At 72.1% G+C, this 19,364-nt stretch carries 14 protein-coding genes; 3 read left to right on the top strand and 11 right to left on the bottom strand.

The window, feature by feature from the left end:
• Positions 1-3 precede the first annotated feature (3 nt).
• Positions 4-2,094 (top strand): amylo-alpha-1,6-glucosidase, encoded by a 2,091-nt coding sequence (locus tag CAP_RS20570; RefSeq protein ID WP_370865990.1) that lies wholly within the window; start codon positions 4-6, stop codon positions 2,092-2,094.
• Between the two features lie 124 nt (positions 2,095-2,218).
• Complete coding sequence (locus CAP_RS20565; protein WP_197041273.1) at positions 2,219-3,196, top strand: DUF1295 domain-containing protein; 978 nt, start codon at positions 2,219-2,221, stop codon at positions 3,194-3,196.
• A gap of 15 nt (positions 3,197-3,211) precedes the next feature.
• Here the strand turns inward: CAP_RS20565 and CAP_RS20560 are convergent, their stop codons facing one another.
• The 6 genes from CAP_RS20560 to CAP_RS50695 form a co-directional block, all read right to left on the bottom strand.
• The gene (locus CAP_RS20560) at positions 3,212-3,583 is read right to left on the bottom strand and encodes a hypothetical protein (RefSeq protein ID WP_044243667.1); all 372 of its coding nucleotides are present in this window, start codon (positions 3,581-3,583) and stop codon (positions 3,212-3,214) included.
• A 127-nt stretch (positions 3,584-3,710) separates the two neighbouring features.
• Complete coding sequence (locus CAP_RS20555) at positions 3,711-5,219, bottom strand: hypothetical protein (RefSeq protein WP_044243666.1); 1,509 nt, start codon at positions 5,217-5,219, stop codon at positions 3,711-3,713.
• A 71-nt stretch (positions 5,220-5,290) separates the two neighbouring features.
• On the bottom strand, positions 5,291-6,253 hold the full coding sequence (locus tag CAP_RS20550) for a hypothetical protein (RefSeq protein WP_081865086.1): 963 nt from the start codon (positions 6,251-6,253) through the stop codon (positions 5,291-5,293).
• A gap of 54 nt (positions 6,254-6,307) precedes the next feature.
• Positions 6,308-7,696 (bottom strand): serine/threonine-protein kinase, encoded by a 1,389-nt coding sequence (locus tag CAP_RS45100; protein WP_081865085.1) that lies wholly within the window; start codon positions 7,694-7,696, stop codon positions 6,308-6,310.
• Positions 7,693-8,646: a serine/threonine-protein kinase gene (locus CAP_RS20540; RefSeq protein ID WP_044243664.1), complete on the bottom strand. Its 954-nt coding sequence runs from the start codon at positions 8,644-8,646 to the stop codon at positions 7,693-7,695. The genes CAP_RS45100 and CAP_RS20540 overlap by 4 nt, the downstream gene beginning before the upstream one ends.
• 210 nt (positions 8,647-8,856) lie before the next feature.
• A complete protein-coding gene (locus CAP_RS50695; RefSeq protein WP_044243663.1) occupies positions 8,857-10,587 on the bottom strand; it encodes an extensin family protein in 1,731 nt (576 codons plus the stop codon).
• A gap of 156 nt (positions 10,588-10,743) precedes the next feature.
• Between CAP_RS50695 and CAP_RS50690 the strand changes: the two genes are divergently transcribed.
• Positions 10,744-11,016 carry a hypothetical protein gene (locus tag CAP_RS50690; protein WP_044243660.1) on the top strand — a complete coding sequence of 91 codons (273 nt, stop codon included), beginning with the start codon at positions 10,744-10,746 and terminating at the stop codon, positions 11,014-11,016.
• Between the two features lie 49 nt (positions 11,017-11,065).
• Here CAP_RS50690 and CAP_RS20525 read toward each other — a convergent pair whose 3' ends face one another.
• The 5 genes from CAP_RS20525 to CAP_RS20505 all read right to left on the bottom strand — a co-directional run bounded on the left by CAP_RS20525 (position 11,066) and on the right by CAP_RS20505 (position 19,315).
• Positions 11,066-13,906 (bottom strand): AAA family ATPase, encoded by a 2,841-nt coding sequence (locus tag CAP_RS20525; protein ID WP_044243656.1) that lies wholly within the window; start codon positions 13,904-13,906, stop codon positions 11,066-11,068.
• A gap of 137 nt (positions 13,907-14,043) precedes the next feature.
• Entirely contained in the window at positions 14,044-15,651 is a 1,608-nt protein-coding gene (locus tag CAP_RS20520) for a sigma 54-interacting transcriptional regulator (RefSeq protein WP_231511589.1), read from the bottom strand.
• Positions 15,652-15,749: 98 nt separating this feature from the next.
• A complete protein-coding gene (locus CAP_RS20515; protein WP_044243653.1) occupies positions 15,750-16,904 on the bottom strand; it encodes an acyl-CoA dehydrogenase family protein in 1,155 nt (384 codons plus the stop codon).
• 41 nt (positions 16,905-16,945) lie between these two features.
• A complete protein-coding gene (locus tag CAP_RS20510; protein WP_044243650.1) occupies positions 16,946-18,130 on the bottom strand; it encodes an acyl-CoA dehydrogenase family protein in 1,185 nt (394 codons plus the stop codon).
• Between the two features lie 111 nt (positions 18,131-18,241).
• Positions 18,242-19,315, bottom strand: coding sequence for a beta propeller repeat protein (locus tag CAP_RS20505; RefSeq protein ID WP_052375568.1), 1,074 nt, complete (start codon positions 19,313-19,315; stop codon positions 18,242-18,244).
• Positions 19,316-19,364: the final 49 nt, after the last annotated feature.

The following is a 19,364-nucleotide window of genomic DNA, read 5'->3' as shown; positions in this document are numbered from 1 at the left end:
ATGATGTCTGAGCTTCCGTGCAGGCGGGTGGAGCTGCTCGGCGACGCCCCTGGCGCAGGTGAGGATCCGGAGCACGGAGAAGACCCGGCGAGCGCGGAGTGGCTGGTGACCAACGGCCTCGGTGGGTACGCCTCGGGCACCATCCCCGGCCTGATCACCCGCCGCTTCCACGGCATCCTGATCGCGGCGCTGCCTGCGCCGCGCGGCCGCACCATGATGCTCAACCACCTGCGCGAGGTGGTTCACCCCGAGGGCTGGGTCGACGGGGACAAGCACGCGCTGGCGCTCGGCGCGCAGGGGGAGCCGGGCCTCACCCACGACGGCTGCGCGCTCGCGAAGCTCAGCGCGTTCCACCTGGAGGCGGGGCTGCCGGTGTGGCGCTACGCGCTCCCTTCCGGGGGCACGCTGGAGAAGCGGCTCCTCATGGTGCACGGCCAGAACACGACCCACGTCACCTACCGCCTGGAGGGCGGCGGCCCGGTCTGTCTGGAGCTGCAGCCCTGGGTGAACTTCCGCCCCCACGAGGGCGCGCTCGACAGGCCCCAGACCGGCGGCTACGCGCTCACCGTCATGCCGGAGCGCTACGAGCTGGCCGGCGAGGAAGCGCTGCCCCCACTGCGGCTGGAGATCTACGGCAAGCAGGCCTCGATCCACATCGAGGGCAAGCCCATCCGCGACATCCCCTACCGCATCGAGCAGAGCCGCGGCTACGACGCGAGCGGCGACCTGTACACGCCGGGCACCTTCCGGCTGGATCTCGCGCCGGGCTCGGAGGTCACCCTCGTCGCGTCGACCGAGGCATGGGACGTGATCCGGGCGCTCTCGCCCGAGAATGCGCTGCGCTCGGAGCACGAGCGCCGAAAGCGCCTCCTGCTCGCGACGAAGCCCGAGCTGCGCGAGGGGCTCGCGGCCGAGCTGGTGCTCGCGGCTGACCAGTTCCTGATCACCCCCGCCGGGCGCGTGGCCGACGCGGCGCGGTGCCGCGCCTCAGGCGACGAGATCCGCACGGTGATCGCCGGCTACCCGTGGTTCACCGACTGGGGGCGCGACACCATGATCAGCCTGGAGGGCCTGACCCTGACCACGGGGCGCCACGATGAGGCGGGGTACATCCTCCGTACCTTCGGCAAGTACGTGCGCGACGGGCTGATCCCCAACATGTTCCCCGACAACCAGAACGCGGGCCTCTACCACACGGCCGACGCCACGCTCTGGTTCTTCCACGCGATAAACCGCTACCTCGCCGCGACCGGCGACCGCGAGACGCTGCAGATCCTCCTGCCCACGCTGAAGGACATCGTCGCGAAGCACCTCGCAGGCACGCGCTTCGGCATCGGCGTCGACCCGAAGGATGGCCTGCTCCGGCAGGGCGAGGAGGGCTACCAGCTCACCTGGATGGACGCCAAGGTGGACGGGTACGTGGTCACCCCGCGGCGCGGCAAGGCCGTGGAGCTGAACGCGCTCTGGTTCAACGCCCTCCGCCTGATGGAGCGCTGGGCGGGCGAGGAAGGAGACGCGAGCGCCGCGGGCACGTACGCCGGGCACGCCGAGAGGGCGCAGGTCTCGTTCAACGCGCGGTTCTGGTACGAGCAAGGCAACCACCTCTACGACGTGATCGACGGCGAGCAGGGCGACGACGCCGCCTTCCGCCCGAACCAGCTCTTCGCCATCGCGCTGCCGCACCCCATCCTCGCCGAGGCGCGCTGGGCGCCCGTGGTGGAGCAGGCCCGCGAGAAGCTGCTCACGCCCTACGGCTTGCGGTCGCTGTCGCCGGACCACCCGGACTACCGCCCGCGCTACTTCGGCAACCTGCGCACGCGGGACATGGCCTACCACCAGGGGACGGTGTGGGGATGGCTGATCGGGCCCTTCATCGACGCCTGGCTGAAGGTGCACCCGGACGCGCGCGCGGAGGCGCGGGGCTTCGTGACGACGTTCGCGCCGCACCTCAGCGAGGGAGGCGTGGGCACCATCAGCGAGATCTTCGACGCGGAGGCGCCGTTCGTGCCCCGGGGCTGCGTGGCCCAGGCGTGGAGCGTGGCAGAGGTGCTGCGCTGCCTCGCGAAGACCACCACGCCGGAGCCACGGCGTTGACGAGGCCCTGAGGCGACGAAGCCGTGGGGGGGCCTCGCCCTTCCCGCGATGACTCGCGGCGATCTGCGCCTCTGAAGCGGTCGCCGCCCCGCCCGGGGCGGCGACGTTCTATGATTTTGCCTGCATGCCCCCGGATGCCCCCGTCGACGCGCACCTCTGCGGCTACGCCGAGTCCTACCGCATGAACAATGGATCCCTGGAGAGCGCCCTGCGGCAGCTCTCCGAGGTGTCGTCGCTGGATGAGATCACCGCGAGGCCGCTCACCACCGCGGTCGCCGTGCTCCTCGCGGCGGTGCTCCTCTGCTGGATCCTGCAGTGCATCACCCGCAACTACTCGTGGGTCGATCGGCTGTGGTCGGTGATGCCCGGCATCTACGCCTGGATCTTCGCGCTGTGGAACCCCAACCGCGACGGGCGCATCGTGCTGATGGCGGTGCTGGTCACCGCGTGGTGCGTGCGGCTGACCTTCAACTTCGCACGCAAGGGCGGGTACAACCCCAAGGAGGAGGACTACCGCTGGCCCATCGTGCGCGCCTGGCTCGCCGAGCACGACCCCACCCACCCGCTCGGGCGGGAGCTGTTCAGCCTGCTGTTCATCTCGGTGTACCAGCACCTTCTCATCGGGCTGTTCAGCATCCCGCCGCTGTTCGTCGCGCATGCGCTGTTGCAGCGGGTGAGCTTCGGGCCGTGGGACGGCGTCGCGGCGCTCGCGTTCCTGGCGCTGCTCGTGGGGGAGACAGTGACCGACCAGCAGCAGTGGCGCTTCCAGCAGCGCAAGGCGGCCCTCTCCCCGGAGGAGCGCGCGCAGGCCGGGGGAGACCTCGCCCGGGGGTTCCTCACAACGGGGGTGTTCCGGTACTCGCGGCACCTCAACTTCTTCTGCGAGACGAGCCTGTGGTGGGTCTTCGCCTGCTTCGCGGTGATCGCGGGGGCGTCGGTGATGAACTGGACGTGGGGCGGCGCCTTCCTGCTGACGCTGCTCTTCCAGGGGTCGACGTGGCTCACCGAGCTGATCTCGGTGAAGAAGTACCCAGCTTACCGCGACTACCAGCGCACCACCTCGCGCCTCCTGCCGCTGCCGGCCGGCAAGCCCCTCGACTGAGGGGAGCGCCGCGGGTCAGGGGGGGGTAGGGGCCCGGAGCGGGACCACGGCGTTGCACCCGCCGCCGGTGATGGTCGCGGTGGCTCCCTTCACCGTGGCGCGCACGTCGCTGGACCACGCCGTGAGGAGCAGCAGCGCCTCCCCCGTGGTCAGCGCGTGGTAGGTCTGGGTGCGGGTGTCCCGTGACAGCGTGGCCGCCTGGCCGCACTGCGCGCACTCGATCCGGCCCAGCTCCACGTCCGCCTGCAGGTCGGGCTTGCAAGCGCCGGGCAACGGGGCGCTGTCATCATCGGCTTGATCGCTCCAGACATCGAGCGCGTTGAGCGTGACCCCCGCGCCGTCGGCTGCGGGGATCTCCTCGGAGCGTGGCTCGTCGTCGAGGAGCATCCATGCTTCGCCGGCGCGTTCGAGCGGGCGTGGTGCAGAGCCTCCGCAGGCGTATCCGCATGTGCGCTGTCCCGTCGTGCCGGATGCCGATCTCTGCGGGATGCAGGTCGCTGGCGCGGGGGCAGGGTCAGGGGTTCTTGCGGGGCGCGGCTGCGTCGGAGACCACCTCCACCGGGGTGAGCCGCCCCTCGACGAGCTGGCAGGTCAGCACCTCGCGCGGGAACCGCGTCACCTTGCCGAGCGTGGGGAGCTTGCCGTGCGCGAGCTTGCTGGTGGCGAGGAGGCGCTCCTGCTTGCCCCCGTCGCTGTCGCTGTAGACCACCGTCAGCGCCTCGTGATCGCCTGGCAGCACGATCTTGAAGCGCACCGGGCCGACGCCGCCTGCGGGGGCTGCGCGCTCGACGGAGAGCGCCAGGGCATCGGGCTTGCCGAAGGCGGGGAAGACCTTGCCGTCAGCGACGCGGATGCCCCACTGCTGCGGCAGGTTCCCTGCGTCGACGCAGTGCTGGTCGTAGCTCGGGAGCGCCTTGCCGAGCCAGATCTCCAGGTGATCGTCGCGCACCCAGTTCGCGCTGGGGCCGACCAGCTTGTCGTCCTCGATCTCGACGTAGAGCGTCCCCGGAGGCGCGCTGAACACGCGCAGGGTGGCGTCGGAGGCCTCTCCAGGCTTGCCATACGTCACGAAGCCTCCCTTTCCTGTGCCGTCGATGGAGAGGGCGCAGCGGCCGAGGCCCGCGGTCTTCCAGCCCGAGGTGGCGAAGGAAGCGTCGACTTCAGCCTGAGGAATGGAGGCGAAGGTGTACTCGTGGTCGCCGCGCTCGCCGGGGCCGCTGTCGAGGAGCGCGGGGGGGAGGTCGGGCGCGCCGTTCGCGTCGCAGGGCGGGCTGTACCAGGAGGTGGTGCCGGCGAAGTCGTCGAAGCTCCACTGGGTCTCCTGGAAGTTCACGGAGACGTTCCAGTAGCCGAACGACGAGGTGCGGCGGGTGCGCAGCGGCGTGAGGGTACGCTCGGTGGTGTCGCTCCAGCGCCAGGCCGAGCCGCCCGACACCGCATGCGTGAAGGCGTTGTCGCCGATGGTGATGGTGTCCTGTCCGACGCTGGCGGCGCCGTAGCCGTCGTTGCACGTGTCGAGCAGCTTGGTGGTGTCCTCCACGGCATCGCCGCTCCAGGTCACGCGCCAGTAGTCGATGCGGTGACAGCCGGCGTGCATCAGCGCCGGCGCGGTGACGTCCTCGCGCTCGCCCTGATCGAGGCCGATGTCCGCGGGCAGGGGCGGGTTCTCCTGCGGAGGGGCGCCGTCGTCGGTGGTCTCGCGCGCCTCTGCTTCGTCGTGGCGCTGCTCGCCCTTCCACACGCTGACCACGGAGAGGGGGCGGCCGTCGGAGGTGCGGCCTGCGGGGCGATCGCGCAGGACGTGGCAAGGCACCTGGTCCCCGCAGAGCGCGGCGCGGAGTGCGGCGCTCCGGTCGGGAGGACGGGAGGCGGTGGACGTGGCCGGCGCGGCGGGGCCAGCGGGAGGCGCTGCGGGGACCTGGACGGTGGGCGTCGTGCCTGGTGGCGAAGGCGCGCAGGAGAGCGCGGAAGCGGTGCAGGTGAAGAGGAGCGCGCCGAGGCGAGGCGAGGGCAGGAGACGCACGGGTTCAGGGTGCAGAAGGTGCCCTTGCGGCGCAAGCGCGTGGCGGGTCGGGGGATGCAGCCCCGGAGGCGCTACTGGCCGGGCGGGGTGGCGAACTGGCCGGGGAAGGGGTTCGCGTCCTGGCGGCGCTGGATCTCGGAACCGGTCCAGGGGTTCGTGCCGCGCTCGTGGAAGAGGGCGACGCCGATGACGCCGACGTTCCTGGTGTCGCCGTGCTTCTGGTTGGCGTACGAGCTGCGCACGGAGCCGAAGCGGAAGGCGGCGACGGTGTCCATGCTCTGCCGGAAGCCGTCGATCTCCACCTCGCCGTGAGGATCGAGGAGGTAGCCGCGCTTGGAGAAGGAGGCGGCCTGGCCGTCGAGCACGTCGAGCCCGTCGACGCTGACCACGCACTCGACGCGGTTCGGGGTGAGGTTGCGCAGGACGATGGAGTAACGCTGCCCGGGCTGGCCGATGGCGAACGTCTTCTCGCCGGCGACGAAGCCGTTGAGGAAGCCGCCTCCCTCGCCGCGCAGGCCGACGGCCACGGCGCCGTTCGCGAGGGTGAAGGTCTGGGCCTGGAGGCGGCGGAAGCCGGAGGCGTTCGCCATGGCGCGCGCTCCCTGCTCGTCGTTGTAGAAGAGGCTCGTCATCCCGAACGGGTTCATGGGCTCGGCGCGCACGAAGGGGACGGTGGTGATGCTCGAGTGGCGCGTCTCGCCCCACTGCGTGGCGAGGCCAGGGCGGTTCTGCGCTTCCCGCTGATCGGTGGGCTTCGCGGCGCCCTCGCTCTCCCGGCGCATCTCGCTGGGAGGCATCATGCTGGTGGACGGCGCGGCGCCCGCCGGGGCCTGGGCAGGAGCGGCGTCCATCATGACGGCGCCCTTGGCCGCGGCAGGCTCGGACGCCTCGGCCATGGGCGCGCCCGGGGCGAAGGTGTTGCCGCCCGCGGACGGAGGCGGCGCGTTCATCGCGGCGCTGCCTCCGCAACCCGAAACCGCCCCGAGCAGTGCCATCGCCAGAGCCGAACTCCCGAACCAGTGCGTCGCCTTCATGACTCCTCCGAATCCACCTTGCCGTGTCGCCCCCTGAGAACGGAGCCCGAACGGTTACCTTACAGTCGCGTGCCTCGATCCGTCGATGGGCGTGACCTCGCGCGTTCCCAGGGTCAGGGCGAGGGCCAGCAAGGCGGCGAGCAGGGCGCACACCCCGAGGGCGAAGGCAGGTGAGGAGCGTCGCCGCAGGCGTGGCGGGCGCGTCGTGATCTGGCGGCTGGCACACGGAGAGAGGCGGGTGGAGAGGGGGAGGGTGCGGCGTCCGCGCAGGCTCCAGGTGGAGGAGCGCGGGTTGTTGCGGCGCGTCGTGTGGAGAGACGGCGGGCCTGGTTCGTCCTCCACGGTGGAAAGATCGATCCAGGGGGCGCAGAGATCGGTCGGGTGGGCGGGAGGAACGGTCCGCGGCGTGGCGCCATCGAGGTGCTCCTGCGCGGCGTGCACCGCAGCGGCCATCTCACGGGCCGACTGGAAGCGGTGGGCGGGATCCTTCTCAAGAGCGCGCAAGATGAGCGCCTCCACCGGCAGCGGCACCGGCTGCGGGGCGAAGCGAGACGGAGGGTGTGGCTCGCGGTCGCAGTGGGCGAAGCGCAGGGCGAGCGGGTGCTCGCAGAGGTCGTCGAAGGGGCCCCTGCCGGCGACGAGCTCGTAGAGGACGAGTCCCACGGCATAGAGGTCGGTGCGCGCGTCCACGGCACTGCCGGGGATGCACTGCTCGGGGGCCATGGTCCGCGGGGTGCCCACCACGGCTCCCGCGGCCGTGCGGGAGCGGCTCGGGCGACGCGCGCTCCTGGCGACGCCAAAGTCGACGAGCTTGAGCGCGCCACGGTCATCGAGGAGCAGGTTGTCGAGCTTGATGTCGCGGTGGACGATCCCCGCTGCGTGCACGGCGTCGAGGGTGGCGAGGAGCTGCGCGACGAGGGCGAGGGCCTCGGCGGGAGGGAACGCCCCGCGGCGCGCGAGCGCGATGCTCAGGTCCCGCCCCGAGAGCAGCTCCATGACGAAGTAGGGGCGGCCATCGCCGGTCATGCCGAGGTCGATGACCTGGACCACGCCGGGATGCCGGATGCGACCGAGGAGGTGGGCTTCGTCGGCGAGGCGCGCGGCGCTGTCGGGGCAGTCGTGGAGGTCGCGGTGCAGCACCTTGAGGGCGAAGCGGCGGCCGAGGGCGGGGTGCTCCGCTTCGTAGACCTCGCCCATCCCCCCCTGCCCCAGGAGCCGTCCCACCACGAGCCCGCCGCTCACGAGGCGGGCGCCAGGGCGGAGCCTCTGCGGCGGAGCTGCGGCGCGTGGCACTCGGGTGCATGCCTGCCACGGCGGGAGCGTCGGCCGCGAGAGCACGTCGGGGAGGGCGCGGAGTACGCGGGAGCGTGTGGAGGGGTTGCTCGTACGGTCCAGGTGGCGCACCTCTCCCGGAAGGGAGGGGGCATGCGGGGCGGCGTTCATCGGGCCTCGGCGCTCCGGGGCAGGGAGGACCTGGCGCCGCCCCGCACGACCTTGAGGGAGGCTGCGAGGAGTGCTTGGGACATGGCGTCTGCGCTGGGCCAGCGTCGGTGGGGTGTCTTGGCGATGGCGCGCGCGACTACCTGGTCGAGCGCGGGGCCGACGTCCGCCACGTCGCGGAGCGAGGCCGGGGCGGTGCGGATGTGGGCCCGCATGATGGCGAGCGCGTCGGTGTCCGGGAAAGGGCCGCGCCCGGCGATGGCCTCGAAGAGGAGCATGCCGACGGCGTAGAGGTCGGTGCGTCCATCGATGGCGCCGCCGATGAGCTGCTCCGGCGCGAGGTAGCGCGGGGTGCCGATGACATGAGAGCCCGAGGTGGGCGGGAGGCCGCCCCAGCTCACCTTGGCGATGCCGAAGTCGAGGAGCACGACGCGCCCGAGGTCCGCGGTCTCCGCCGGGTCCTGGCGCTCGGGTTGGGCTCGCCCCAGCAGGGCTTTCGAGCGCGGCGGCTGCGCGAGGAAGACGTTGGCGGGCTTGATGTCGCGGTGGACGATGCCAGCGCGGTGCGCGGCGGAGAGGCCGGCGAGGATCTGGCAGGCGATGCGCACGGCGGCGCCCTGAGACAGAGGGCCGCGTTCATCGAGGCGGGCGCGGAGGGTCTCGCCGTCGAGCCGCGGCATGACCAGGAAGGGGCGGCCGTCGTGGGTGACGCCGGCGTCCTCGACGCGGACGACGTGGGGATGGTCGAGGACGGCAAGCGCGCGGATCTCCTGGAGGTGGCGCGCGGTGGCTTGCCAGGACCTGGCGTGGGAGCGCCGCAAGATCTTGATGGCACACGCCTCGCCGTGCGGTCCGATGGCCTCGTGCACCTCCGAGGTGGAGCCCTCGCCGATGCGCCGCACGAGGCGGTAGTCCGTGCCCTGGAGGGGCCGCCCTTCCTTCTTCCGTTCCATGATGGATCCCTTCCGGGAGGCGCATGCCGATAGGGGCGCGCCTCTCTCCATGGAATCGGTGGGTCGCGGGCGTCAGTTGCGCGCGTCGTCGCGATTTTTCGGAGCGCTCACCGGATGCGCAGCGTCGGTGCTGCACATGGATTCAGGGCGGCGACGATGCGGACAGGGGTGGCGCGGGCGCGGGCAGCGGCGCGGACACCTGGCGGAGGGTCAGTGCACCAGGAACCAGCGGACGCCTGGCTTGATCTCCATGTGGAAGTGATCGGCGTGCGCCACGTCGTAGTTGGGCGTCAGGGTGTAGGTGAAGATGCCCTGGTCCATGGCCTCGCAGGCGATGGCGCGGAGCTCGCGCGCCTCGGAGCGCTCCGGTGTGCGCGCCGTCGCGCCGCAGGTGCGCTCGCCGCGGTGGCCACCGAAGTGATGCGCGACGCTCAGCCAGGTTCCGTCACGCTTCCTGAGGCCTCCGACGTCGATGGCGAGGCCCGCCGGGTGTCGGGTGCCCGGAGGGGCCCACTTGGGGCGAGGCTTCACGGGAGCGGCAGGAGCATGCACCGCGGCCGGCGCTGTGGCCGTGGGAGCGGTGGCAGCCCGCTCGGCCTCCGTGGTGCCGTCCGGCCTGGCCGCAGGGGCTTTGTCGCTGGTCCTGGTGGCAGGCTTGTGCGCAGCGGTCGCGTCGTCGGTTTTGGTGGCAGGCTTGTGCGCAGCGGCGTGCCTGTCGGCTTTCTGAGGGACACTGTCATCGCTGGAGGCGCTGGTTGCGGCCTCCTGGTGCTTGCCGGTCCTCTTCGGAGCCGCGCCCTTTGGAGCCGCGCTCGTGCCCTTCGGCGCTGCGTCGGTGCCCTTCGGCGCTGCGTTGACGGCTTCATCGGGCTTGCCGGTCGCCCTGGACGCGGCGGGCTTGTTCCTGGGCGCGGGAGCCGCAGCCTCGGAGCGTTGCGTCGTCGCCTTGGGCTCGGCCCCCGGTTTGCTGGCCTTCGCTGCGGGTGTGCCCGGATCGGGCGCGGCCTTCTCGGGGGGCGTGGCCGTCTGCGTGGGTTTCGGCGTGGTCGGCGCCTTCTTCTCGCGCAGGCTCGTGGCCTCCGTGGCGCCCACCTTCTGCGCGCGCTGTCCGGGGGCCTTGTCCAGAGCAAGAGGGGCCGGTGACCCGACGGTCGCGTGCGCGGAGGAAGTGGGGTCGTTGGCCGTGCCGTCAGGCAGCGTCGCGCGGGAGAGAGGGCTCGCCTTCGCGGGACTCTGGCCCTGTGGCGGCGACGTCCGGCGCGTGGCTGCCGGCTTCTTCCGCGTGGCGGTCAGCCCTGCCTTGCCAGTGCGCTTCGGCTTCTTCGCGGTGGCCTTCCCGGAGAGCGAGGCCGCCTTCCCAGGGGCCCCTGGCGCGGCCTCGGCGTCCTGTCCGCCGGTCTTTGTCGCGGCGGCCTCGGCACCGGCAGAGGGCGTGTGCGGAGCCGCGCCCGTGGTCGCGCGGTGTGGCGATGCTTGCGCGATGGAGTGGGCATGGCCCGGCGGGGAGACGTTCGGGCGGTACATCGTGTAGTGCACCACCTCGTCGATGTCGTGTCGTTCGAGCAGCGCTGCGAAGTCGTCGAGAGAGAGCGCGAGGCGCGCGTCGAGGATCTCGAACATGGTGGTCGCGCGCTGTTCGAGGGGAAGCGAGGAGTGGATGTACACGCCATGCAGACGGCCCGTGAGGCGGATGGGCGCGCGCACGCCCGGCGCGTTGTCGACGCGCTCGTGAGGGATCTGTCGCCGATCGAGCTCGGCGAAGGCCTCCTCGTTGGTCATGTTCGCGTAGCGGTACGCAGCAGAGGCCTCTGCGACGGCCGGATCGGGGACGACCAGGAAGGGCGACGATGCAGACGCCTCGGCGGAACCCAGGGTGGACGCGGCCAGGGCGAGCGCTGCAGTCAGCAGCGCCGCGGCGGAGCGGGGGCGGGGGAACTGCACGGCCAGGCCACTCTACGCAGGCACCTGGAGAAGGCCAGAAAAGCACGGCGCGCAGGTGCGGTGTCGCGAGCGGGCAACCCTGACGGGTCATTCGTGCTGGACAGGCGCCCGGGCTGCGACGACAAGGAGGGCCATCATCGAACCTGGAGGTCTCCGGTGAACCGCTTTGCCATCGTTGCCCTGTCGCTGCTCACGTCGCTCCCCGTCGCTTGCAGCTTGATCGTGAGCCCCGGTGAGGTGCGCAACCCGACTCTCGGAGGCGGCGGCGCTGGAGGCGCTGGTGGTGAGGGCGAGGGCGGCGCAGGAGAGGGCGGGGAAGGTGGCGCGGGGAACGTGGGTGGTGCGGGCGGGGAAGGTGGCGCGGGGAACGTGGGTGGTGCGGGCGGGGAAGGTGGCGCGGGCGGGGAAGGTGGCGCTGGAGGCGCGTGAACGGCGCGGTGGGGTGAGACGCGCGTCGAGGTGAGACGCGCGTCGAGGTTCAGCCGGTCGCCACGGCGGATTCGCGCAGCGCGTCCACGATGACCTGGCCCTCGTCGTCGACGTCGATGAGGGCCGTCGTGCCGTCGTCCAGCTCGCCGCGGAGGATGAGGTCGGCGAGGGGCGCTTCGATGAGGCGGGCGATGGTACGGCGCATGGGGCGGGCGCCGTATGCGGCGTCGAAGCCGCCAGCGTCGAGCAAGGCCTCCACGGCCGCAGGCTCCACCGACAGCTCGACGCCGCGCTCCTCGAGCTGCCGGCCGAGGCCCTGGAGCAGGCGCCGCGCGATCTCGGCGACCTCGTCGCGCGCGAGGGCGCCGAAGCAGAGCACCTCGTCGATGCGGTTGTAGAGCTCGGGCGGGAGGGCCGCCTTGGCCGCGGTGATCATGGCCTCGCCGAGGCGCTCGGGGGCCGGACCACCGGAGGGACGGCCGAAGCCCACGGGACGCTCGGTGCGGAGCGCGCTGGCCTCGGCGGCGCCGAGGTTGGAGGTCATCACGATCACGGCGTTCGTGAAGTCGACACGGCGGCCGCGTCCGTCTGTCATGCGGCCCTCGTCGAGCACTTGCAGGAATGCCTCGAGCACGTCGCGGTGGGCCTTCTCGATCTCGTCGAGCAGGACGACCTGGTAGGGGCGGCGGCGTACGGCCTCGGTGAGCTGACCTCCGGCTTCGTGCCCGATGTAGCCAGGAGGCGCGCCGACGAGGCGGGCGACGGCGTGCGCTTCGGCGTACTCGGAGAGGTCGAGCCGGGTCATGGCGTCGGGGGAGTGGAACAGGGTCTCCGCGATGGCCTTGGCGGTCTCGGTCTTGCCGACGCCGGTGGGGCCGAGCAGCAGGAAGGAGCCGATGGGGCGCCGGCCGCGGATCCCCGCGGCGTTGCGGCGCAGGACCCGGGCGATGCGGCCGAGGGCGGCGTCGTGGCCGACGACCCGATCGGCGAGGAGCCGCTCCAGGCCCAGCATGCGGTCGCGGTCGGTCTCGAGGAGCCGCTCGACGGGCATGTCGGCGATCTCGGCGACGACCTCGGCGACCTCGGGGGGACCGACCTCGATGGCGCTCCCGACCCGCGGGGTCGCGCGGCGGCGGGTGCGGGCGCCGGCGAGGTCGAGGATGGAGAGCGCCTTGTCCGGGAGGGCGCGGCCAGGGAGGTAGCGCATGGACCAGGAGACGGCCGTGGCGATCGCCTCGTCGCTGAAGGTGAGCCGGTGGTGCGCGCCGAGGCCCTCGGCGACGCTGCGGAGCAGGAGGAAGGCATCCTCCTCGGAGGGCTCCTCGACCTCGACCACGGAGAAGCGGCGGGCGAGGGCTTGGTCGGCCTCGACAGTCTTCCGGTACTCCTCGGGCGAGGTGGCGCCGAGGAGGCAGATCTCGCCGCGCGCGAGGGCGAGCTTGATCTCGGCCATGGCCTCGTCGAGCCCGCCGCCGAGCAGCTCGTGCACCTCGTCGACGAAGAGGATGACGCGACCCGCGGCCTCGCGCAGCTCGGCGCGCATGGAGGCCATCCGCTCGGCCAGCGCGCCGCGGGCGCCAGTGCCGGCAAGCAGCTCGGAGACCACGACCTCGACGAGCACCTGCGGGGGCTCGGTGGGCTCGGCGATCTCGAGGAGGCGGTGGGCCACGCCGCGCGCGACGGAGGTCTTGCCGACGCCCGCGGGGCCGACCAGGCAAGGGCTGTTCGCGTGGCGCTTGGCGACGATGTCGAGTACCTGCTCGATCTCGCGCTCGCGCCCGATGACCTGCTCGATCTCGCCGAGCGCGGCAGCGAGGGTGAGGTTCTTGCCGAGGGTGGACAGGACGGGAAAGCGGGCGCGATCCAGGGCGAAGCGCGCTGCCATGGCCTTGGGCAGGGGAGCCGGACGCCCAGCGCTCTGGCGCGAGAGGCTGCGCGTGGCGTCGGCGAGGCGGGCTTCCTCGGGCGTGAGAGGCGCGGCGTGAGGTGTGGCAGCGGGAGCTGGCGGCATCGCCAGGGCGGTCGGAGGCGCGGTGAAGGCGGCCGTCGGCGCTGCCGGGGTGACCGGTGGGGCGAAGGCGCCAGGCGTCGCGAAGGGAGAGGGGGGAGGCGCGGACGGCGTCGCGCTGCTGCGGGAGGAGGGGGCTGCGTCCGGGCGCCACCCGGGGGGTGGGAACAGCGGGACGGCCACGGGGCGCTCGGCAGCAGGCCCCAGCTTCGCGGTGGGGCGCGGCTCCGGAGTCGTCCTCGGGGCCCCACGCCGCGTGGGGGGACGGGCATGCCCGAGGGCATCGCCAGGTGCGCCGGTCGTGCCCGTCACTGTGCCGTGCGCGCCGGTCGTGCCGTGCGCGCTACCGGTGCCGATCACGCCGTTCGGGCCCATGAGGCTGTTCATGCCTGGCGTGGGACCGTCGACACGGCGCCCGGGTCGCGCCGCCTCGCCCTCACCTTCGGGGCGCATGCGCAGGGGAGTGCGTCTCGCGGCGACGACACCGAGCGCGATTTGCAGGGCCGCGGTGCGCAGCCGCGCCAGATCCACGCCCGACTGCAGGAGCGCCCGGTGGGCGCCCGAGCCGCGGTCGGAGAGCAGGGAGAGCAGGAGGTGGAGGGCGGTGGGCTCCTTGGCAGCAGCGCGCTTGGCGACGTCGCGGGCAGCGCCCATGGCACGGCCGATGGGATCCGCGCCCTCGTCGTCGACGGAGCGGCAGGCCTTGAGGATCGCCTCGTCGTCGAGGCGGCGCTCGCGCAGCAGCTCGCCTCCGGGGCCGCCCTTGGCGGCGATGGCGGCCAGGAGGTGCACGCTCGACAGCCGCTCCTTCCGGCGCGTGGCGAGGTCCTGAGCGAGCTTGCGGAGCGTGACGAGCTCCGCGTGGGAGCGGGGGCTGTTCATCCTGACAGGTCCTCTCCCTCCTCGCCTCGCATGAACGCGGAGGGCCGGCCAACTTCTGGGAATGCAAAAGAGCTGGTCCGACAGGACACCGCGCGTCCTCCCGCACATCCCCCGCGCGTCAGGTGCGCGTCAGGCGCTCACGACGACGCCTTGCGCGGCCGCGGGACACCGTAGGCGTCGAGCCGCGAGAGCAGCGTCCCGCGAGAGATGCCGAGCTGTCTCGCGGCCTGGGTCTGGTTGCCGCCGCAGCGCTCGAGCACGTCGAGGATGCGCTGCCGTTCGAGCGGCTCCAGCGCGCCGCGGAGCGTGGGGGGTGGCGCGTCGTCCCCCGGGAGGGACGATATCCGGCCTGGCGCGCTCGCCGGCGCGCTCGGGACGCTCGAAGGCGGCGAAAGCTCTGCGGGGGGCCTGCCCTGCGCCACCGAAGGGGGAGGCGGAGACGCGGCGGTGATGTCGAGGAGCAGGTGCTCGGGCAGGATCTCGGCGCCTCCACACAGCACTGCCGCGCGCTCGACCACGTTGCGGAGCTCGCGCACGTTGCCCGGCCAGGAGTGGCGCTGCAGGAACGCGAGCGCCTGCTCTCCCAGCCGCGGCGCCGGCCGCCCCAGCCGCTCGGCGGCGTTCGCGAGGAAGAGGCGCGACAGCTCGGCGATCTCCCCGAGCCGCTCCCGCAGGGGAGGGATGGTGAGAGAGATGCCGTTCAGCCGGAAATAGAGGTCGCGCCGGAACGTGCCCCGCTCGACCTCCTGGGTGAGATCACGGTTCGTGGCGGCGACGAAGCGGACGTCGATGGGGCGTGGGCGCAGGCCGCCGACCCGCAGCACCTGACGCTCTTCGAGGACGCGCAGGAGCTTCACCTGGGTCGACAGGGGCAGCTCACCTACCTCGTCGAGGAACACGGTGCCGCCCTCGGCGGTCTCCAGCAGCCCGGGCTTGGTCTGCGCGGCGCCGGTGAAGGAGCCCTTCTCGTGCCCGAACAGCTCGCTCTCGAGCAGGCTCTCGGAGAGCGCCGCGCAGTTGAGGCGGAGGAAAGGCCGATGGGTGCGCTGCGAGCGGACGTGGATGGCCTCGGCCGTGACCTCCTTGCCGACGCCCGTCTCGCCGAGGAGCAGCACGCTCAGCGGGCTCGCGGCCACGCGATCGACGAGCGCGTAAAGGGCCTTCATAGCGGGCGCCATGACCACTGGACCGGGCGCACCCCCGCGCGCTGAGACCTCCGGGGCAGAGACCTGGAAGGGGGGAGCCGTGGGATCGTCCAGCAGCGTCGGCAAGGGCTCGCGGGCCGGCGGCACCTTCGGAGGACCAGCGTGAGGGCTCACGGCTTGCGGCTGCGGCGAGGAGGCAGGCACCCTGGCGACGCCGCCCTGAAGGATCAGCAGCAAACCGCCAATCTGCACCACCTCACCTGGCGCGAGTTCGACGGGCTGGTTGGGGGCGAGGAGCTTCTCGCCGATGCGGGTGCCGTTGGCGCTCCCGAGGTCCTCGATGGTGACCGGGGGGCCGGTGCGCAGGACGGCGTGCTGCCGCGAAGCAAGCCGGTCATCGACGGGCACGTCTACCGTGCGGGCGCGTCCGATCACCAGAGCCCGTCCCGGTGCGAGCCGGTGCGTCTCGACCACCCCGATCCCCACCACGCGCAGCTCCATGGCGGGCGCGGAGCCTGCATCGGCGGTCGAGCTGCGGCAGAGCGTAGCGTCCTCCTCGCCCGCTCCCGCGCCCGGGGGCCCCTTCACATCGGTCTTCACCAGCCCGCCAGAATACTGAACCGAGCGTTGTTCGCCAGCACTCTCTCTGCCGGCCCCTGGGCCGGGATCCTGCGGCGAGCCGGGGTTGCCGGGCGTGATCAGGCGCCGACGTTGGCAGTGAACAAAGGAGAGCGCGCGTACCGCGTGAGGTGGGTGTCTTCGTCGCCGAACAGAGCGTTCAGCACGTGCATGCGCTTGAAGTAGAGGGCGATGTCGTGCTCGTCGGTCACCCCGACGCCGCCATGGAGCTGGATGGCCTGCTGCGTCACCTGCCGTCCGCCCCAGGCGAGCTGCACCTTGGCCGCCGAGATGGCCGTCTTGCGCTCTTCCTCGTCGGCGTCGGCGACCTTCAGCGCGGCGAGGATCATCATCGACCGGCACAGCTCCGCCTCGATGAACATGTCGACGGCGCGGTGCTGCAGGGCCTGGAACGAGCCGATCTTCACCCCGAACTGCTCGCGGGTCTTCAGGTACTCGACCGTCATCTGGAGGGCGGTGTTGATGACGCCGAGCCCCTCGGCGCAGGCCGCCGCGGCGCCGAGGTCTGCCGCGTACTCCAGCGCGGCCAGGGCTCCACCCTCCGCTCCGAGCCGCTGCTCCTCGCCGACCTCGACGCCCTTGAAGCGGAGGAGCCCCGCGTGGTGGCTGTCCATCGTCTTCACCGGCTGCACCTCGAGCCCCGGAGCGTTCCGGTCCACCGCGAAGAGGGAGATGCCTTCGCGGTCGCGGGGGCCTCCCGCGGTGCGGGCCGACACCACGATCGTGTCGGCGGCGTGCCCGTTGAGCACCCACACCTTCTCGCCGGTGATCCGGTAGCCACTCCCGGCGCGCTCCGCTTTCGTCGCCACGTCGGCCACGTCGAACCGGCTCTGCGCCTCGGCGGCCGCGAGCGCGAGAGATCCCTCACCGGCGAGCGCCGGGGCGAGCAGCCGGGTGGCTTGCTCCTCCGTGCCGGCCCGCACGATCGCTGCCGCCGCGGTGAGGGTCGGGATCATCGGCTCGGGCACCAGCGTCGTCCCGAGCTGCTCCAGGATCAGCGCGGCATCGATGAAGCTTCCCCCGAGCCCGCCCACGGACTCGGGAAGCGAGATGGAGATCCACCCGAGTTCTCCCATCTGCCGCCACGCATCGCGGGACCACCCGGTCGGGTCCTCCCGCAGCGCGCGCAGCCGCGAGAGGGGCGACTGCTTCTTCACGAACGACTGGACGGTCTCGACGAGCTGCTTCTGCTCGTCGCTGAGATCGAAGTCCATGCCCTACGCTCCTCTGCTGCTCTTCGTCCTGGGGCCTTCGTTCATCGGTCGGGTATGCCGAGGATGAGCTTGGCGATGATGTTCTTCTGGATCTCGTTGGTGCCGCCGTAGATCGTCGTCGCCCGCAGGTAGTTGAAGAGCGACGGCACCCACTGCTCTTCGGGGTGCACCACCCCCGGCTCGTTGAACCAGCTCATCGACGCGAGACCCATGGCCTCCATCGCCAGCTCGTAGCACTGCTGCTGGATCTCGGAGCCACGGATCTTGAGGATCGACGACTCGGGGCCCGGGGCGCGGCCGAGCTGCGCGCCGGCGATGGCGCGGTAGTTCGCCATCTGCAGGCCCCGCAGCTTGATCTCGAGCCGGGCGATCTTGGCGCGGAAGAGCGGGTCCTCGAGGAGGGGGCGCCCGTCCTTCTGGGTGCGGGCGGCGATGCGCTTCACCTTGCGGATGGCGCGGATCGAGGCGCCCACCGCGGCGATCAGCGTGCGCTCGTGGCCGAGCAGGGCCTTGGCCAGCGTCCAGCCGCCGTTCAGGGGGCCGACCAGGTTCTCCTTCGGCACCACGGCGCCCTCGAAGAACGTCTCGCTGAAGGCCGGGGTGCCGCCGGAGGTCAGGAACGGCTTCACCGTCACCCCGGGCGTCTTCAGGTCGATGAGCAGGAAGCTGATGCCGGACTGCTTCTTCGCACTCGCGTCGGTGCGCACCAGGCAGAAGATCCAGTCGGCGTACTGCGCGTAGGTGGTCCACGTCTTCTGGCCGGTGACCACGAAGTTGCCCTTGCCGTCGTCCTCCGCCCGGGTCTTCAGCGACGCGAGGTCGCTGCCGGCGTTCGGCTCGGAGTAGCCCTGGCACCAGACCTCCTCGCCGGAGAGGATCCTGGGGAGGAAGCGCTTCTTCTGCTCCGGGGTGCCGAACTGGATGATCAGCGGCCCCACCATCACCAGACCGAACGGCGACAGGGCAGGGGCGCCCGCGAGTTCCAGCTCCTCGGAGAGGATGAAGCGGCTGGTGACGTCGAGGGACGAGCCGCCCACCTCCGCCGGCCAGTGCGGCGCGACCCAGCCCTTGCGGTGCAGGATCTTGTGCCACTCCATCACCTCGTCGTGCTCGAAGTGGCTGTCTGCGGCCGCCTTCGTCATCAGGCTCGGCGGCATCGCCGAGGCGATGAACGCGCGGACCTCCTCGCGGAACGCGAGGTGCTCGGGGCTGAACGAAAGGTCCATGGGATCTGCCGGTTAGAGCACCAGCGCCGGGGCGGCAAGTCGCTCGTCACGCGCTCCGGCGCAGCACGGACCGATCCCCGCGCCGCGGCGCCCTGCGGTGGCTCCCGGTGATCAGGGCGTAATCGACGTCGCCACCGTGCCCGGGCCGAACCGCGCCACCACGCCACGGCGTGGCCCGGCCGCGGGGGACGTGAAGAAGTCGCCGCCTGCGGCCCAGAACGCCCCCTGCCCGTCGGCCCAGGCCGAGTGCAGGTCGTCGTTCGGCGGGTCGAGGAAGTCGCTCACCCACTGCCCCTCGACCAGCCGGTGCTTCACGCCCCCGCTCCCGACCACGAGCACCGAGCCGGGAGGCCCGCACGCCACGCCGTTCACCAGGTTGGGCAGGGACACGTCGAGCGCCGTGAACTCCCCGCCCTCTGCGCGCAGCACCGACGAACCTCCGACTGCCCAGACCTCGTCCGGCCCGCACCCGGTCACCGTGAACAGGGTGGACTGTGTCAGCTCTGGCAGCCGCGTCCAGGTTCCCGCCTGCCGTCGCCACATCACCCCTGCCTCGCCGACCACGTACACGTCATCGGCGCTCGCGCCCCACACCTTGTACAGCGCGCGCCCGAGCGGGGCACCCGGCAGCACCTCGCGTATCCACATGGTCCCGTCCCAGTGGAGCACCACGTCGTCTTCGCCGGCCTGACCGCCCGGCGTTCCTCCGACCGCCCATGCCTCGTCGGGCCCTGCAGACCAGACGCCCCACAGGGTCGCTGTGGTGCCCGAGGTGTGCTCGGTGAAGCCTTGCCCGCCCAGGTGGGTGATGCGCCCGCCCTCGCCGACCATCCACACGTCGTCGGGCCCGGAGCCACCCACCCACCAGAACGTCTCGTTACCGCCTGGCGAGAGCCTGCGCCACGAAGCGCCGTCGAAGTGCACCACGAGCGAGGTGGGGCCGCTGTTGCCGAGGGGGCCGCCCACCGCGTACACGTCCTCGGGGCCGCTCCCCCAGATGGAGAGCACGGCGCCGTCCAGGTCCCCTTCGTCGAGGGCGACCTGCCACGCGGGCGTCGTGCCGGGGTTTCCCGCCCCCCCGGCGCCGCCTGTCCCGGTGCTGCCCGCGCCCGCATGCGCGCCGCTCCCGGCGCCACCACCCGAGGTGTCGCGCTCGTCCCCCCCGCAGGCCCCCGCGAGGGACATGCCCACTAGGAGGAGCAGGCCGACGCGCGCACCTCCGCGGGCGAGGGCA

It is taken from the genome of Chondromyces apiculatus DSM 436 (genome assembly GCF_000601485.1).
Taxonomy (GTDB): domain Bacteria; phylum Myxococcota_A; class Polyangia; order Polyangiales; family Polyangiaceae; genus Chondromyces; species Chondromyces apiculatus.
The sequence above is the reverse complement of the archived record's forward strand: the minus strand, read 5'-3'. Positions and strand labels throughout refer to the sequence as shown.